The sequence below is a fragment of the Aminipila terrae genome, assembly GCF_010120715.1.
GTDB classification, from domain to species: domain Bacteria; phylum Bacillota; class Clostridia; order Peptostreptococcales; family Anaerovoracaceae; genus Aminipila; species Aminipila terrae.
Genome location: NZ_CP047591.1, coordinates 3,326,495 through 3,342,730 on the forward strand (window position 1 = coordinate 3,326,495; position 16,236 = coordinate 3,342,730).

Consider the following 16,236-nt stretch of genomic DNA (forward strand, 5'->3'; position numbering starts at 1 on the left):
CAAATTTACAAAAATAGAGGGGAAAAATAAAATGAGCGCACAAATGAAAAAAGCTTTAGCAGTCTTTACAATTATTATTATTGTACTGGGATGGGCAATCACCATATGGGGAGCAGGGCCTATACCATCAATTAAAGATAAAATAAAGCTGGGCCTTGACATCGAGGGTGGTGTTTATGTAGTAATGGAAGCAAAAACAAACGCCACTGGTGACAATTTGAAAAAGTTAATGGAGCAGACTCAGGCTGTAATCGAGCAGAGAGTAAACCAGATGGGTCTTTCAGAACCAATCGTAACCATTGAAGGTCAAAAGAGAATCAGAATTGAACTGCCAGGAGCAGAAGATGCAGATGAAGCCATCAAACAGATTGGTAAAACTGCTCAGCTACAGTTCTTCTTAGCTGATGGAACTAAAGTTCTTGATGGTGGTATGGTCAAGGATGCCGGTATTGAATCTGACAAACAGAATGGTGGATATGCTGTTTCACTTAAGTTTGATAAAGATGGTACAGAAGCTTTCGCACAGGCTACACAAAAGGCACTATCCGGCAGTGTACAGTCTACAATAAAAGGAGTGGATTCAAGAGCTATTGCTATTGTCTTAGATAATAAGATTATTTCAGCTCCAGTAGTAAACTCCGTTATTCAGAACGGACAGGCTATTATAACTGGAGGAACGGGTGGTTTCCCTCAGGAGGAAGCAACAAATCTTTCTGCTTTAATCAGAGGAGGATCATTACCTGTAGCCCTACAAGAAGTTAACACTTCAACACAATCTGCAACAATTGGTTATAATGCCTTTGAAATGAGTGTAATTGCAGGTATTATAGCAATCGGATTAATTATCTTTATAATGCTTGCATTTTATGGAATCATGGGTCTTGCAGCTAATATAGCTTTACTACTTTATGTTATACTTGTTCTTTGGTCCATGGGACTTATGGGAACTGTTTTAACCTTGCCGGGTATTGGAGGCTTTATTCTTTCAGTAGGTATGGCCGTTGACGCCAATGTTATTATTTTCACCAGAATCAGAGAAGAAATTGCCGCTGGAAAATCTGTAAGAGTTGCAGTGCACTCTGGTTTTAGAAGAGCTTTAAATACGATTATAGACTCACACTGTACAACAATTATTGCATCTATCGTGTTATATCAGCTTGGTACAGGTCCTGTTAGAGGATTTGCTATTACGCTTCTTCTTGGTATCATCGCAAGTCTGTTTACTGCAACTGTTGTTACGCAGCTGTTCTTAACTTTAAGCAGCGAGTCAAAACATTGGAGTGCAAAAAAATATTATGGCATGAATGAAGATAATACTCCAAAGCATTATATTAAGAAACAGTTTTACTTTATAAAATACAGAAAAGTATATTATATCATCGCAGCTTGTGTAATTATAACTGGACTTATTGTAGGTGGTATAAGAGGATACAATTATGGTATTGACTTTACAGGCGGTACTATGATGCAGATTAATATGGAAAAGCAGGTAAACTTAAATAATGTTGATAAGTCTTTACAGGCAGTTGGCATTAAGGCATCTGAACTGGTGTATGCAGGAAAAGACAATTCTGAGATTATTATTAAAACCATGTCTTCACTGGATAATGCAGACAGAAATAAGGTTATCGCACAATTTAATAAAGACTTCGGTATTACAGAAAAGAATGTTTTAACTGTTGAACAGTTTGGTCCATCTGTAGGTAAAGATTTACGTACAAATGCGGTTAAAGCAGTAATCATTTCCTGTATAGCCATGTTAATTTATATCAACTTCAGATTCGAATGGAGATTCGGTGTTGCTGCTATTGCAGGTGTATTGCATGATGTATTAACTGTTATTGCATTATATGGAATTTTCCATGTAACCATAAACAATCCATTTATCGCAGGTATTCTGACTGTTTTAGGTTATTCTATGAATGATACCATTGTAATATTTGACCGAATCAGAGAAAATCTGGGAATAATGAAAAAGAATAAACTGGAAGAATTAATTGACTATAGTATAAATGAAACCCTTGGACGTTCCATCATGACTTCATCAACAGTGTTAGTAGTTATGATTCCTCTGTTTATTCTGGCTTCAAATTCAATCAGAGAATTTATGCTGCCACTTTTTGTAGGTGTAGTAGTAGGAACCATGTCATCCATATTTATGTGCAGCCCGATTTATTACGAATTGTGTAATTTATCAGGTAATGCTAAAAATAAAGGAAAGAAATACAAAAAATAGTCTAAATAATATCGCAGTTAAAGGAAGATTACATGTTAAGTATGGAACAATTTTTAAACGACCTTTTAGCTATTAACCCACACTATGATGTAGAGTTAATAAGCAAAGCTTATAAAAAAGCAGAAGAAATGCATGAAGGACAACTTAGAAAATCTGGAGAACCGTATCTAATCCATCCAATGGCAGTTGCAAAAATATTAGCTGAAATCGGTATGGATGAGAATACTATTGTCGCAGGTCTGCTTCATGATGTCGTTGAAGATACTCCATATACAAAAGAACAACTTAAAGAAGAATTTGGAGAAGAAGTGCTGTTACTGGTTGATGGAGTAACAAAGCTCAGTTCCATTGTTTTTGAAAGTAAAGAAGAAAGACAGGCCGAAAACCTCAGAAAAATGTTTTTGGCCATGTCTAAAGATATCCGGGTACTAATTATAAAATTAGCCGACAGACTCCATAATCTTAGAACGATTAATTACATGAATGAAAATAAGATTATAGATAAATGTAAAGAAACCCTGGAGATATATGCACCCCTTGCAAGCAGACTAGGTATTTATACCATGAAATTTGAACTGGAAGATATTGCACTGAAATGTCTTGACAAAGATGCATATTATGAATTAGTAAATGCAGTAAAAGCAAAAAAAGAAGAACGAGAAGAAGTAATAAATCAGGTAATTGATGAAATACGAAACAGTCTGGATGATCTAAAAATTCACTATGACATTAATGGAAGGTCAAAGCATTTTTACAGCATATATAAGAAAATGAAATACCAGCATAAACAAATTGATGAAATATTTGATTTAACTGCTGTAAGAATCATCGTTGACACAATAAAGGATTGTTACGCTGTACTTGGTGTAGTCCATACCATGTGGAAGCCTATACCTGGAAGATTTAAAGATTATATCGCCATGCCAAAGCCTAATATGTATCAGTCTTTGCATACTACAGTTATAGGAGATAATGGTGATCCTTTTGAAATTCAGATAAGAACTTATGACATGCATAAAGTTGCAGAGCTCGGTATTGCTGCACACTGGAAATATAAAGAAGGTATATCTTCCAAAGAAATGAACGGTGAAGAAGTAAAGCTGGCATGGCTGAGGCAGACTCTTGAATGGCAAAAAGAAATGAATGACCCAAAAGAGTTTATGGAAACCCTTAAGGTAGATTTGTTTGCAAGCCAGGTATTTGTTTTTACTCCTGGGGGCGATGTTATAGAATTGCCTGCAGGTTCCACGCCTTTAGACTTTGCTTTTAAAATTCACTCTGCTGTAGGGTATAAATGTGTTGGAGCCAAAGTGAACGGGAAAATGGTACCTATTGATCACAGGCTTGAAAACGGTAATATTGTTGAGATTGTTACTTCTTCAAATTCTAAAGGACCGAGTACTGACTGGCTGAAAATCGCGAAAAGCAGCCATGCCAGAAATAAGATCAGAAGCTTTTTAAAGAAGGAAAATAAGTCTGATAATGTTGAAAAGGGGAAAGAACTTTTAGAAAAATACTTGAGGAAAAAAGGTTATGACCCAATTCAGGTAATGAAAAATTCCTATATAAACAGACTGGTAAAAAGTTTTAATCTGACTTCCCATGATGATTTATATACTCAGGTAAGCTATGGCGGAGCCTTCTTAGGGAGAGTAGCCATCAATCTTATTAGTTATTTTCATGAAGAAAAGCAGGAAGAACTTAAGAAAAGTGAAAATGACATAACTAACATTACTGTAAACGAGAAGAAGAAAAAACAGAATAAAGATAAAAACCAGACAGGAGTATCTGTAAAAGGCGTTGATAATCTTCTTATTCGCTTTTCCAAATGCTGCAATCCTGTCCCTGGAGATGAAATTGTAGGTTTTATAACCAAAGGTCGTGGTATATCTGTACATAGAAAAGACTGTGTAAATATACTGACGATGCCTGAGGTGGAAAGAAGCAGATTTATTGAAGTTGAATGGGATGCAAATGAAGACAGTAAGTCGTATAATGCTGATATTTGCATACTCTCAGAAGATCGTAAGGGACTTTTTTCAGATTTGTCAAGAATCTGCGAAGATATGGACGTTCATATTACTGGTGTAAATGCAAAAAGTGCCAAAGATCAGATTATAAATATTACTATGACATTATCTATTTCCAACACGAATCAAATGGAAAAAGTATTACGTTCTTTAAGGAATGTTCCTGGAGTAGCTGATGTATATAGAGCTATAACATAATATATCAACCATAAAATTATTATGTCAACTTTAGCGGTTTGGAGGCGAGATGAGAGCAGTTGTACAAAGGGTAACAGATGCTGATGTAACTGTAAATGGAACGGTTACTGGAGCAATAAAAAAAGGTTTTGTTGTGCTGTTAGGCGTAGAAGATACCGATGATATAAAAGACGTTACTTATATCGTAGACAAAGTGTCTGGCTTAAGAGTTTTTGAAGATGAAGATGAAAAAATGAACCTCTCCTTAGTTGATGTGGGAGGTGAAGTACTGGCAGTTTCTCAATTTACTTTATTTGGGGATGCCAGAAAAGGTAAGCGGCCAAGTTTTATTAAAGCAGCCAGACCAGAACTGGCAAAAGAACTTTATGATGAGTTTGTCAGGCAGATAAAAGCCAAAGGCATTATTACGGGTGAAGGTGTATTTCAGGCTGATATGCTTGTAAGAATTAACAATGATGGTCCGGTTACTATATTGCTTGACAGCAAAAAATTGTTTTAACAGATGGAGGGTATATGCAGATTAATTGTATTCCAAGTGGAGCACTGGGTGTAAATACTTATTATGTCAGGGATGAACATACCAATAAAGGTTTCATTGTGGATCCCGGAGGTTTTAGTCCTAAAATGGAGACGCTTATTAAAAAGGATTTTTGTGATATTGAATATATCATTCTTACACATGGCCACGGTGACCATATTGGCGGAGTTAAAGACTATCTTTCTTTGTTTCCAAATGCCAAGTTAGTAGCCTGCATCCATGAGAAAGATTTTCTTGCAAACCCTGTATTAAATATGTCCCGGGACTGCTGCGGCATGAATATAGGTCTTGAGGCAGATATCTGGGTTAATGATAATGATACACTTCAAATTGGTAATCTGACCCTTAAATTCCTTTATACCCCAGGTCATACGCCGGGAGGCATGTGTATCTCAGTAGAAAATGTGTTATTTAGTGGCGACACTTTATTCCAGCAGTCTATTGGCCGAACGGATTTTCCAGGAGGTTCATTCCCTCAATTAAAAAATTCCATTCATACGAAACTGTTTACTCTCCCAGAAGATACAGTCGTTTACCCTGGTCATATGGGTTCTACAAATATAGGTCTGGAAAAGAGGAGCAATCCCTTTGTATAAAATAATATTAAATGGGATAACAAATAAATATGAATATGACGAGTTAATCAAAATTTTTCTAAGACCGGAAGAATATTTGTTGTTTTGTGACTCGGACAAAGATAAGGAAAACAGTACCAACGAAGAGTCAAATTTTTATTTTCATCAGTTACTGGAATTTAATGAAAGGGAAAGTAATGCCCTTAAACGGATGTTGTATGAAAAATTAAGGGATTTAACCGGGGTAAGACCTGAATGGGGTATCCATACCGGGGTCAGGCCGGTTAAACTTGTAGGGGAACTTATTAATAAGCTGGGTTCTATGGAACAGGTCATAGACAAGCTTAAAAATTTTTATCTTTTTGACGATGAAAAAATTTCCTTAATTTGCAGCACATACCAAACCCAAAAGGAAATATTGAATGAACCTGTGCCAGATGCCATTGGGCTTTATATAGGTATACCTTTCTGCCCAACCAGATGTTTATACTGTTCTTTTACTTCTAATCAGTCACAACCTGCTAAAATCCAGGAATATATGGATGCTTTGCATGAAGAAATCAGACATACTGGCAGAAAAATGGCTCAGACAGGTATGTACCCGGAATCAGTATATATAGGTGGTGGGACCCCTACCACACTTACTGCAGAACAACTGGACAAGCTATTAACTGAGATTAAACATGCATATGATTTAAGTAAAACCAGAGAATTTACAGTAGAAGCCGGAAGACCTGATACTATAACACTGGAAAAACTTGAGGTATTAAAAAATCATGGTATCAGCAGAATCAGTATAAATCCACAGACCATGAAAGACAGTACCTTGGAATTAATAGGTCGTTCCCATAACAGCAATGATATCATTAAAGCATTTGATATGGCAAGAAATGTTGGAATTTCCATCATTAACACAGATATTATTGCCGGGCTTCCTGAAGAAACTCTTCAGGATTTTGAAAATACCATTAATACGATTATAGAACTGGGAGCTGAAAACATTACAGTACATACTTTAGCTGTAAAAAGAGCTTCCAGGTTGATTGATATAGATAAAGAATTTCATTATAAACAGGCTCTTACAGTTAAAAATATGCTGGCCTTATCGAAAGACAAGCTTTATAAAAACAATTATAAGCCATATTATCTTTACAGGCAGAAACATATGGCGGGTAGCTTGGAAAATGTAGGTTACTCAAAAAAAGGCTGTGAGGGCATTTATAATATAAGGATAATGGAAGAGCACCAGACCATTGTTGCACTTGGTGCTGGAGGAATATCAAAAGTTTATTATCCGGATGAGAACCGACTGGAAAGAGTTCCAAATGTCTCAAATTTTGAAATATATATATCAAGATTGAACGAAATGTTACAAAGGAAAGATGACAATTTATTTAGGAGGTAGTTTTTAATGTTAACAAATGCGCCAAAAGGCACGAAGGACGTTATGCCGAATCAGGTGTACAAATGGCATTTTGTTGAAAAAGCTTTTGCTGATATATGTCAAAGATATGGATTTAAGGAAGTTAGGACTCCTATTTTTGAACATACTGAATTATTTACAAGAGGTGTTGGCGATACTACTGATATAGTAGAAAAACAAATGTATACTTTCGATGATTATGCAAAAAGAAGTATTACTTTAAAGCCAGAGGGAACATCACCTGTTGTAAGAGCTTTTGTTGAACATAAGTTGTTTGCTGAAGTCCAGCCTACAAAAATGTATTATGATATACCTTGTTTCAGGTATGAAAAGCCTCAATCCGGCAGGCTCAGAGAGTTCCACCAGTTAGGGATTGAAGTTTTTGGAACGGCTAATATGATGGCGGATGCAGAAGTGATTTGTCTTGCGTATGATTTCTTAAATTCTCTTGGAATTAAAGATTTAGAATTAAGAATTAACAGCATAGGCTGTCCAAAATGCAGGGAGAAACACAGAACAGCTTTGAGAGAGTTTTTAAAACCAAAGTATGATCAGCTATGTGATACCTGTAAGGGAAGATACGACAGAAACCCTTTGAGAATCCTGGATTGCAAATCAGAATCCTGTCAGGAATTAGGAAAAGGGGCTCCTGTTATGCTGGATTACTTATGTGATGAATGCAAAGATGCTTTTGAAGAACTAAAAGAAGATTTTACAGCTATGGGTGTTGAGTTTATTGTAGACCCTGGTATTGTCAGAGGATTGGACTATTATACAAAAACTGCATTTGAATTTGTATCCAATAAAATTGGAGCACAGGGAACTGTGTGCGGAGGAGGCCGTTACGACCATCTTATTGAAGAACTTGGTGGACCTGCGACTCCGGGCGTAGGTTTCGGGCTTGGCATTGAAAGGCTTCTTCTTACTATGGAGGCTAATGAAATAGTTATTCCAGAACCAGAACCTGTGGATGTATTTATTGCTGTTATGGGAGAACCTGCTAAAAAATATGGACTTTCCCTTATGAGAAAAATCAGGAAGGAAGGAATAAAAGCAGAAATGGACCTTCTTGCAAGAAACTTTAAAGGTCAGTTTAAATATGCAGACAGAATAAATGCGAAATATACTATTGTAATTGGTGATAACGAACTTAGCGAAGGCAAGCTTTCTATTAAAACCATGGCTACGTCAGAGCAAAAAGTTGTTGGAATAGACCAAATCATTGAGGAATTAAAAAAGTAAGATAGGAGATATAAAATGAGCAATGTTTTTAAAAGGACACATATGTGCGGCGTTTTGAATTCAGGCAATATTAATGAAAATGTTGTATTAAATGGGTGGATTCAGAAAAGAAGAAATCTTGGAGGTCTTATTTTCTGTGATTTAAGAGATAAAACCGGAATTGTCCAGGTTGTTTTTGATGATAAAATTCCTCAGGAAATTTTTGAAAAAGCTGACCGCCTGAGAAGTGAATATGTTGTTGGTATCAAAGGAATCGTAAAGGAAAGACAGTCTAAAAATAAAGACATTCCTACAGGAGATATCGAAATATTTGCCAGTGACCTGGTTATCTATTCAGAAGCTGAAACGCCTCCAATTTATATTAAAGATGATGATAATGTAGATGAAAATTTACGATTAAAATATAGATACCTGGATTTAAGAAAAGTTAAAATGCAGAAGAATTTAACTTTCAGACACAATATCACAAAGCTGGCCAGAGACTATTTTGACAGCCAGGGTTTTACTGAAATTGAAACACCTATCTTAAATAAACCAACGCCAGAAGGTGCAAGGGATTATTTGGTGCCCAGCAGGGTTAATCCAGGGGAATTTTATGCATTACCCCAATCACCTCAGTTGTTTAAACAGTTGCTTATGGTAGGCGGTGCTGACAGATATATGCAGATAGCCAAATGCTTTAGAGATGAAGACCTTCGAGCTGACAGACAACCTGAGTTTACCCAGATTGACCTTGAAATGTCCTTTGTGGATGTTGACGACGTTATTGAAATTCAAGAGGGTTTCTTAAAGAGAGTCATGAAGGAAATCATGAATGTAGATATTCAGATTCCATTTTTAAGACTTCCTTATGATGAAGCAATGGAAAGATACGGAAGCGATAAACCAGATACAAGATTTGGATTTGAGCTGAAAAAACTGAATGATGTAGTTGCAGGTACTGAATTTAAGGTATTTGCTGATGCATTAGAAAAAAATGGTGACGTCAGAGGTATTAATATAGATGGTGGTTCTGATCACTTTAGCAGAAAAGATCTGGATAAGCTTACAGATTCTGCAAAGCATTATGGAGCTAAAGGACTTGTATGGATGAGAATGTCTGAAGGAGAAATTAATTCTTCTGTAAACAAATTCTTTACACAGGAACAGCTTGCACAAATTGCTGCTGTATTTGATGCAAAGCCTGGTGATTTAATTCTTATTGCAGCAGATAAACCTAAAGTTGTATTTGATACTCTGGGCTTCCTTCGAAGAGAAATTGCCGGAAGACTTGGGCTTCTTGATGATAAACAGTTTAACTTCCTCTGGGTTGTTGATTTCCCTCTGTTTGAATATGATGATGAAACGGATTCTTACTCAGCTATGCATCATCCATTTACATGTCCAAGACTGGAAGATGTACCAATGCTTGATTCCCAACCAGGAAAAGTTAAAGCACTGGCCTATGACATTGTCTTAAATGGTGTTGAACTGGGTGGCGGAAGTATACGAATTCATGATAAAAACCTTCAGGCTAAAATGTTTGAAGTGCTTGGATTAAGTAAAGAAGTTTGTGAAAGCAAATTTGGCTTCCTGCTTGAAGCATTTAAATATGGAACTCCTCCTCATGGTGGACTGGCTTATGGTCTTGACCGACTGGTAATGTTACTTTCAGGAGAACATAGCATCCGTGAAGTTATGGCATTCCCTAAAAACCAGGCAGCACAGTGTATGGTCAGTGATGCCCCTACAGGTGTACCGGAAGAGCAGCTTGAAGAACTCAGTATAAATATAAGGGGTTAAATTTATTCCTGCACGAGTGGAGAAGTTATGGAAAGAATAGGCATATTCGGAGGAACCTTTGATCCTGTTCATTTAGGCCATATTGAGCTGGCTTTGCAGGCAAAAGAAGAATTACACCTGGAAAAAGTAATTTTTCTTCCTGCAAAGCGCCAGCCTTTTAAGCTTAATAGAAAAGTAACCTCTGAAAAACATAGAGTAAATATGTTGAAGCAGGCACTACAGGGAAAAGAGGGTTTTGAAATTTCTTATGCAGAGCTTGAAAACGATGAAATTTCATATACTGTAAACACATTAAGGCGTATAAAATCTTCCTGCCATAATGCTGAAGTTTTCTTTATTTTAGGCACAGACTCGTTTTTAAGTATTGAATTCTGGTATAAGGCAGAGGATTTACTGAAAGAATCCAGCTTTGCTGTTGGCAGCAGACCTGGTTATAAAGAAGAAGAATTAAAATGCTGTATAGACAGAATAAGAGAGGTTTATAATACTAATATTGTATTATTAAACAATAAAAAGCTCCCAATATCTTCAACGGATATTAAAACAAAGGTAAAAATGGGAAAAAGTATAATCGATCTTGTTCCGGAGTCTGTAGAAAGGTACATCCATGAAAACGGACTATATAAATAATTATATTGAAAAAAACATATCAGAAAAAAGGAAACGCCATATTTATGCAGTTAAAGACACAGCACTGAAATTAGCTTCTTTATATGGCGCTGATTTAGAAAAAGTAGAAACGGCTGTTCTATTCCATGACATGTTCAAAGAACTATCTGGTCAGGAAATGAATCAATATATTAAACATTTTAATTTGGATTCAAAATATCTGAACAACAGCAATTTGGCTCATAGCAAAATTGCAGCTGCTGTAATGGCAAAAGATTATGAAATTACAGATGAAGATATTTTAAATGCTGTAAGTTATCATACTACGGGCAGACCTAATATGTCAAAGTTAGAGAAAATTATATATTTAGCTGATGCAATAGAACCAAACAGAGAATATCCCGGTGTTGAGGAACTAAGGAAAGCAGCATTTGTTAACTTAGATGATGCTTGTATTTTATCGTTAACCAGAACAATTGATTATGTTCAGTCACAGAATTCAATTCTGGATGAAGATACTATAAAAGCAAGAGATTACTTAAAAGAAATGAAAAGGTTAAAGGAGATTGTAGATGAACAGTAAAGAAATAGCATTGCTGGCGGCTAAAGTTTTAGACCAAAAAAAGGCACAGGATATCGTATGTATTGATATTAGCGTTAAGTCTTCATTTGCTGATTATTTTATATTAGCTTCCGGTAATAGTGAAAGACAGATTAAATCACTCAGTGATGATGTTGATGATGAATTTTCAAAAAACGAGATATTTGCCAAGAGTGTAGAAGGTCAGCCTAGTTCTGGCTGGATTCTCATGGACTTTGGTGATGTAATAGTAAATGTTTTGACTACTGAAATGCGCCAGAGATACAATATAGAAAAAGTCTGGGGCGATTGTGAATTTTTAGAACTTGATTTGGAGGATTAATTGATGTTAGACAAGTACAACTTCAGAGAAATTGAGAAAAAATGGCAGAAGTACTGGGAAGAGAACAAAGTTTTTACTACTTCTGAAGATGAAAGTAAAGAAAAGTATTATGTATTGGAAATGTTTCCATATCCATCAGGGAAATTACATATGGGACATGTAAGAAATTATTCTATAGGTGATGTTATTGCAAGATACAAAACCATGGCTGGATTTAATGTATTGCATCCAATGGGTTATGATTCCTTTGGTCTTCCTGCAGAAAATGCTGCTATTAAGCATGGAATTGCCCCTGCAAAATGGACCACAGACAATATTGCAGAAATGACAGAGCAGTTAAAAGAACTGGGGTTTGCTTATGACTGGGACAGAGAAGTTGCAACCTGCCGTCCAGAATACTATAAATGGATGCAGTGGATTTTCATACAATTCTATAAAAAAGGACTGGCTTATAAAAAAGAAAATCCAGTAAACTGGTGTCCAAGCTGTCAGACTGTACTTGCAAACGAACAGGTTGTTGACGGCAGCTGTGAACGCTGCGGCACATTAGTTGGTAAAAAGGAATTATCTCAATGGTATTTTAAAATTACTGATTATGCTGAAAGACTTCTTGATAACCTGGAAAAGCTGGAGGGTTGGCCAAGCAAGGTTAAAATCATGCAGAAAAACTGGATAGGAAAAAGTATTGGTGCTGAAGTTGATTTTGATGTAGATGAATTTGATAAAAAACTGAAAATCTTTACAACCAGACCGGATACGCTGTACGGTGTCACTTACATGGTACTTGCTCCGGAGCACCCATATGTAAAAGAGCTGGTAAAAGGTAGTGGAAAAGAACAGGATGTTGAAAAATATCTGGATGAAGTCCAGCACAAATCAGATATTGAGAGAACCTCTACTACAAATGAAAAAACAGGTGTATTTATTGGCAGATATGCTATAAATCCTCTGAATGGAAAGAAAGTTCCTATTTTCATTTCTGATTATGTTCTGATGCATTATGGAACAGGGGCTATTATGGCCGTACCTGCTCATGACCAGAGAGACTTTGAATTCGCCAGAAAGTTTGACTGCGAAATTATACCTGTAGTCGAATCCGAGGATCCTTCTATTGATATTAACAATCTGACTGAAGCTTTTGTTGCAGAAGGTAAAATGATTAATTCTGAGATGTTTACTGGAATGAACAATAAAGAAGCTATCATAAAGATTATTGATTATCTGGAAGAGAAAGGAATCGGAAAGAAATCTATTAATTACAGACTTAGAGATTGGCTGATTTCAAGGCAAAGATACTGGGGTACACCTATTCCAATGATTTATTGCGATGATTGCGGATGGGTGCCTGAAAAAGAAGAAAACCTTCCTGTAATGCTTCCAACTGATGTTGAATTTACTGGAAGAGGGGAATCCCCACTTACAACAAGCAAGACTTTTGCAAAAGCCGTTTGTCCTAAATGTGGTAAACCTGCCAGAAGAGAAATGGATACAATGGATACTTTTCTTGATTCATCCTGGTATTTCTTAAGATACACGGATGCAAAAAATGACAAAGAGGCTTTCTCAAAGGACAAGCAGAAATACTGGATGAATGTTGACCAGTATATTGGAGGGGTAGAACATGCCATACTCCACTTAATGTATGCAAGATTTTTCCAGATGGCCCTTTATGATCTTGGATATACTACTAATGAAGAACCTTTTGAAAATCTATTAACTCAGGGAATGGTTATAAAAGATGGAAAGAAAATGTCCAAGTCCATCGGCAACGTAGTAACCCCTGCAGAGATTATAGAAAAATACGGAGCAGATACAGCAAGATTATTTATTTTATTTGCTGCACCTCCGGAAAGAGAACTGGATTGGTCAGATGCTGGTGTTGAAGGAAGTTACAGGTTCCTTAACAGAGTATACAGACTGGTCTATGAACTAGCGGATGTTATAGAACACGCGCCAGATTCATATATTTTAGAAACAGAAGAAGACAAATCTTTAGCTTTTGAAATGAACACAACAATTAAAAAAGTTTCTGAAGATGTTGGCGGCAGATTTAGTTTTAATACTGCAATCAGTTCTATTATGGAAATGGTAAATGAAATGTATAAATACAAAGAGAATGAAAATATCAATCTGGGACTTCTAAAAGCTGCAGTTGAAAATCTTGTACTCATTTTATCACCATTTACACCTCATATCTGCGAAGAAATGTGGCAGAGTTTAGGACATAATAAATCTGTTCATACAATTAGCTGGCCAAAGTATGATGAAGCTGCTATGGTAAAAGATACTGTAGAAATCGTAATCCAGATAAACGGAAAAGTTAAAGAAAAAATGAACGTAACAAACAATTTAGATAAAGCAACATTTGAAAAAGTTGCCATGGAGAACGAAAAAGTAAAAGCTTTAATTGATGGAAAAACTGTTATTAAAGTTGTTGCAGTACCTAACAAGCTATTGAATATCGTTGTAAAATAAATTTCATAGCAAAAGTAGAACGGAGAAAGAATGAGAAAAAGAACGAATAAAAAGGGTGGCAGTCCACTTCGCGTTATTCCTATAGGCGGATTAAATGAGATCGGTAAAAACATGACCGTTTTGGAATATAAAGAGGATATACTGATTATAGACTGTGGACTGTCCTTTCCGGAAGACGAAATGTACGGAATCGATATCGTAATTCCTGATTTTACTTACATTGTAAAGAACAAAGAAAAAGTAAAGGGTATGATATTAACACATGGTCATGAAGACCATATAGGAGCTATTCCTTACCTTCTAAAGCAAATAAATGTTCCTATTTATGGAACAAGATTAACTTTAGGGTTAGTGGAAAATAAGCTTAAAGAACATGGAATAAAGGCTGATTTAAACACAGTAGCTCATGGAGACAAGGTCCAGCTGGGAGCATTTAATGCAGAGGCCATCAGGAGTACACATTCTGTTGCAGATGCAATCTGTTGGTGTATAGATACTCCTGTAGGAAGAGTATTCCACACTGGAGACTTTAAGATTGATTATACACCTATAGGCGGAGCACCTATGGATTTTGCAAGACTTGCAGAGCTTGGTTCCAAAGGAGTCCAGCTGATGCTCTGCGATAGTACAAATGCAACACGACCTGGTTATTCCATGTCAGAGCAAACGGTAGGCATTACCCTTGAAAATATTTTCAGGAACTCTGAGGCACGAATTATTATTGCTACATTTTCATCAAATGTTCACAGAGTCCAGAGAATTATTGACAATGCAGTAATGGTTGGCCGTAAAGTTGCAATATCCGGTAGAAGTATGGTTAACGTAGTAAATATTGCCATGGAACTTGGCTATTTAAACGTACCTGCCAATGTGCTTGTGGATATTAATAAAACGAAAAATATTCCGGATAAAGAACTTGTAATCATAACTACCGGAAGTCAGGGTGAACCTATGTCTGCTCTTGCCAGAATGGCCTCTGCAGACCACAAGGCAGTTTCCATCAAAAAGGGAGATATGGTAATCCTTTCTTCCAGCCCTGTTCCAGGAAATGAAAAAACCGTTTCAAACGTTGTAAATAAACTTTTTGAAAAAGGTGCCGAAGTTATTTATTCAGATATAGCGGATATTCATGTTTCAGGCCATGCCTGTGAAGAAGAATTAAAATTAATGCATTCTCTGATTAAGCCAAAATTCTTTATGCCTGTACATGGGGAATACCGACATTTGAAAAGACACGCACAAATTGCTGAAAGTCTTGGTAAAGACCCTGAAAATATCTTTATTTTAGAAAATGGCAATATTCTTAATGTAACTGCTAATAAGGCAGAAATCATTAAAGAGGAAGTACCTTCACAGGCTGTATATGTTGACGGGCTTGGTGTAGGGGATGTAGGAAATATAGTACTTCGTGACAGAAAACTTCTTTCTGAATCAGGTCTTATCATCGTAGTTGCTGCTATTGATAAAGCATCTGGTACTATATGTTCCGGTCCTGATATTATTTCCAGAGGGTTTGTTTATGTAAGAGAAAACGAAAATCTTATTGAACAGGCAAGAAATCTGGTAGCAAATACACTTGATAAATGCTGTGAAGAAAACATTAAAGATTGGAATGCGCTTAAATCAGCAGTAAGGGACGATCTTAGAAGCTTTATCTATAAGCAGACGAAAAGAAGCCCTGTAATACTGCCTATATTCTTGGAGGTATAGTGAATGAATGTATATGATGCAGCCAGAGGCCTGGCTACAGCAATTAAGGATTCAGAAGAATTAAAACAGTATGAAGCTATGAAAGCTACAGTTTCTCAAAACAGTGAGATAACTGAAATGATTAATGATTTCCAGTCAAAGCAAATGGAAATGCAGACAAAACAAATACTAGGTCAGGAAATAGATGAAGAATTTACTGGTCAGATACAGCAGCTCTATGGGATTATGATGAGTGATCCTCTTGCTGCTCAGTATCTGCAGGCAGAACTTAGATTTTCACTTATGATGAATGATATTTATAAAATCTTAGGAGAAGTAATTAATCTTGGTGGAAATAATAAATAAGGTAATCAGCTAATACCAAAAAAAGTAAGAGTTTATATTGAGGTCTTGGCAATTGCTACATCTTTTGGTATAATAAATACCGTAAAATCTGTAAGAGACTTAATAATTCTCTAAAAACTGAGGTTTTTAGTTATTTAGACACTAATTATA

The 16,236-nt window shown here is 36.1% G+C and carries 13 protein-coding genes; all 13 read left to right on the forward strand.

Annotation, left to right across the window (positions count from 1 at the left end; genetic code table 11):
- Positions 1–31: 31 nt before the first annotated feature.
- From secD to Ami3637_RS16115, 13 genes are read left to right on the forward strand one after another with little or no spacing between them, the layout of a single operon-like run.
- Positions 32–2,236 (forward strand): protein translocase subunit SecD, encoded by a 2,205-nt coding sequence (gene secD, locus Ami3637_RS16055; protein WP_162363446.1) that lies wholly within the window; start codon positions 32–34, stop codon positions 2,234–2,236.
- A gap of 32 nt (positions 2,237–2,268) precedes the next feature.
- Positions 2,269–4,464, forward strand: coding sequence for a RelA/SpoT family protein (locus Ami3637_RS16060; protein ID WP_162363447.1), 2,196 nt, complete (start codon positions 2,269–2,271; stop codon positions 4,462–4,464).
- 49 nt (positions 4,465–4,513) lie between these two features.
- Positions 4,514–4,963, forward strand: coding sequence for a D-aminoacyl-tRNA deacylase (gene dtd, locus Ami3637_RS16065; protein WP_162363448.1), 450 nt, complete (start codon positions 4,514–4,516; stop codon positions 4,961–4,963).
- Positions 4,964–4,977: 14 nt separating this feature from the next.
- Positions 4,978–5,598, forward strand: coding sequence for an MBL fold metallo-hydrolase (locus Ami3637_RS16070; protein ID WP_162363449.1), 621 nt, complete (start codon positions 4,978–4,980; stop codon positions 5,596–5,598).
- Complete coding sequence (hemZ, locus tag Ami3637_RS16075) at positions 5,591–6,982, forward strand: coproporphyrinogen dehydrogenase HemZ (RefSeq protein ID WP_162363450.1); 1,392 nt, start codon at positions 5,591–5,593, stop codon at positions 6,980–6,982. The genes Ami3637_RS16070 and hemZ overlap by 8 nt, the downstream gene beginning before the upstream one ends.
- A gap of 6 nt (positions 6,983–6,988) precedes the next feature.
- The gene (gene hisS, locus Ami3637_RS16080; protein WP_162363451.1) at positions 6,989–8,242 is read left to right on the forward strand and encodes a histidine--tRNA ligase; all 1,254 of its coding nucleotides are present in this window, start codon (positions 6,989–6,991) and stop codon (positions 8,240–8,242) included.
- A gap of 15 nt (positions 8,243–8,257) precedes the next feature.
- Positions 8,258–10,024: an aspartate--tRNA ligase gene (gene aspS, locus Ami3637_RS16085; protein ID WP_162363452.1), complete on the forward strand. Its 1,767-nt coding sequence runs from the start codon at positions 8,258–8,260 to the stop codon at positions 10,022–10,024.
- Positions 10,025–10,051: 27 nt separating this feature from the next.
- The gene (gene nadD / locus Ami3637_RS16090; RefSeq protein WP_162363453.1) at positions 10,052–10,654 is read left to right on the forward strand and encodes a nicotinate-nucleotide adenylyltransferase; all 603 of its coding nucleotides are present in this window, start codon (positions 10,052–10,054) and stop codon (positions 10,652–10,654) included.
- Positions 10,632–11,216 carry a bis(5'-nucleosyl)-tetraphosphatase (symmetrical) YqeK gene (gene yqeK, locus Ami3637_RS16095; RefSeq protein ID WP_162363454.1) on the forward strand — a complete coding sequence of 195 codons (585 nt, stop codon included), beginning with the start codon at positions 10,632–10,634 and terminating at the stop codon, positions 11,214–11,216. The genes nadD and yqeK overlap by 23 nt, the downstream gene beginning before the upstream one ends.
- Positions 11,206–11,556, forward strand: a complete 351-nt coding sequence (gene rsfS, locus Ami3637_RS16100; RefSeq protein ID WP_162363455.1) for a ribosome silencing factor — start codon at positions 11,206–11,208, stop codon at positions 11,554–11,556. The genes yqeK and rsfS overlap by 11 nt, the downstream gene beginning before the upstream one ends.
- A 3-nt stretch (positions 11,557–11,559) precedes the next feature.
- Complete coding sequence (gene leuS, locus Ami3637_RS16105; protein WP_162363799.1) at positions 11,560–14,031, forward strand: leucine--tRNA ligase; 2,472 nt, start codon at positions 11,560–11,562, stop codon at positions 14,029–14,031.
- A gap of 30 nt (positions 14,032–14,061) precedes the next feature.
- Positions 14,062–15,741 (forward strand): ribonuclease J, encoded by a 1,680-nt coding sequence (locus Ami3637_RS16110; protein ID WP_162363456.1) that lies wholly within the window; start codon positions 14,062–14,064, stop codon positions 15,739–15,741.
- Positions 15,742–15,744: 3 nt separating this feature from the next.
- Entirely contained in the window at positions 15,745–16,086 is a 342-nt protein-coding gene (locus tag Ami3637_RS16115) for a YlbF family regulator (RefSeq protein ID WP_162363457.1), read from the forward strand.
- Positions 16,087–16,236 lie beyond the last annotated feature (150 nt).

Coding starts and splice junctions, on each gene's coding strand:
- secD (WP_162363446.1), top strand. CDS start 32: ATGAGCGCACAAATGAAAAAAGCTTTAGCAGTCTTTACAATTATTATT.
- Ami3637_RS16060 (WP_162363447.1), top strand. CDS start 2,269: ATGTTAAGTATGGAACAATTTTTAAACGACCTTTTAGCTATTAACCCA.
- dtd (WP_162363448.1), top strand. CDS start 4,514: ATGAGAGCAGTTGTACAAAGGGTAACAGATGCTGATGTAACTGTAAAT.
- Ami3637_RS16070 (WP_162363449.1), top strand. CDS start 4,978: ATGCAGATTAATTGTATTCCAAGTGGAGCACTGGGTGTAAATACTTAT.
- hisS (WP_162363451.1), top strand. CDS start 6,989: ATGTTAACAAATGCGCCAAAAGGCACGAAGGACGTTATGCCGAATCAG.
- aspS (WP_162363452.1), top strand. CDS start 8,258: ATGAGCAATGTTTTTAAAAGGACACATATGTGCGGCGTTTTGAATTCA.
- nadD (WP_162363453.1), top strand. CDS start 10,052: ATGGAAAGAATAGGCATATTCGGAGGAACCTTTGATCCTGTTCATTTA.
- yqeK (WP_162363454.1), top strand. CDS start 10,632: ATGAAAACGGACTATATAAATAATTATATTGAAAAAAACATATCAGAA.
- rsfS (WP_162363455.1), top strand. CDS start 11,206: ATGAACAGTAAAGAAATAGCATTGCTGGCGGCTAAAGTTTTAGACCAA.
- leuS (WP_162363799.1), top strand. CDS start 11,560: ATGTTAGACAAGTACAACTTCAGAGAAATTGAGAAAAAATGGCAGAAG.
- Ami3637_RS16110 (WP_162363456.1), top strand. CDS start 14,062: ATGAGAAAAAGAACGAATAAAAAGGGTGGCAGTCCACTTCGCGTTATT.
- Ami3637_RS16115 (WP_162363457.1), top strand. CDS start 15,745: ATGAATGTATATGATGCAGCCAGAGGCCTGGCTACAGCAATTAAGGAT.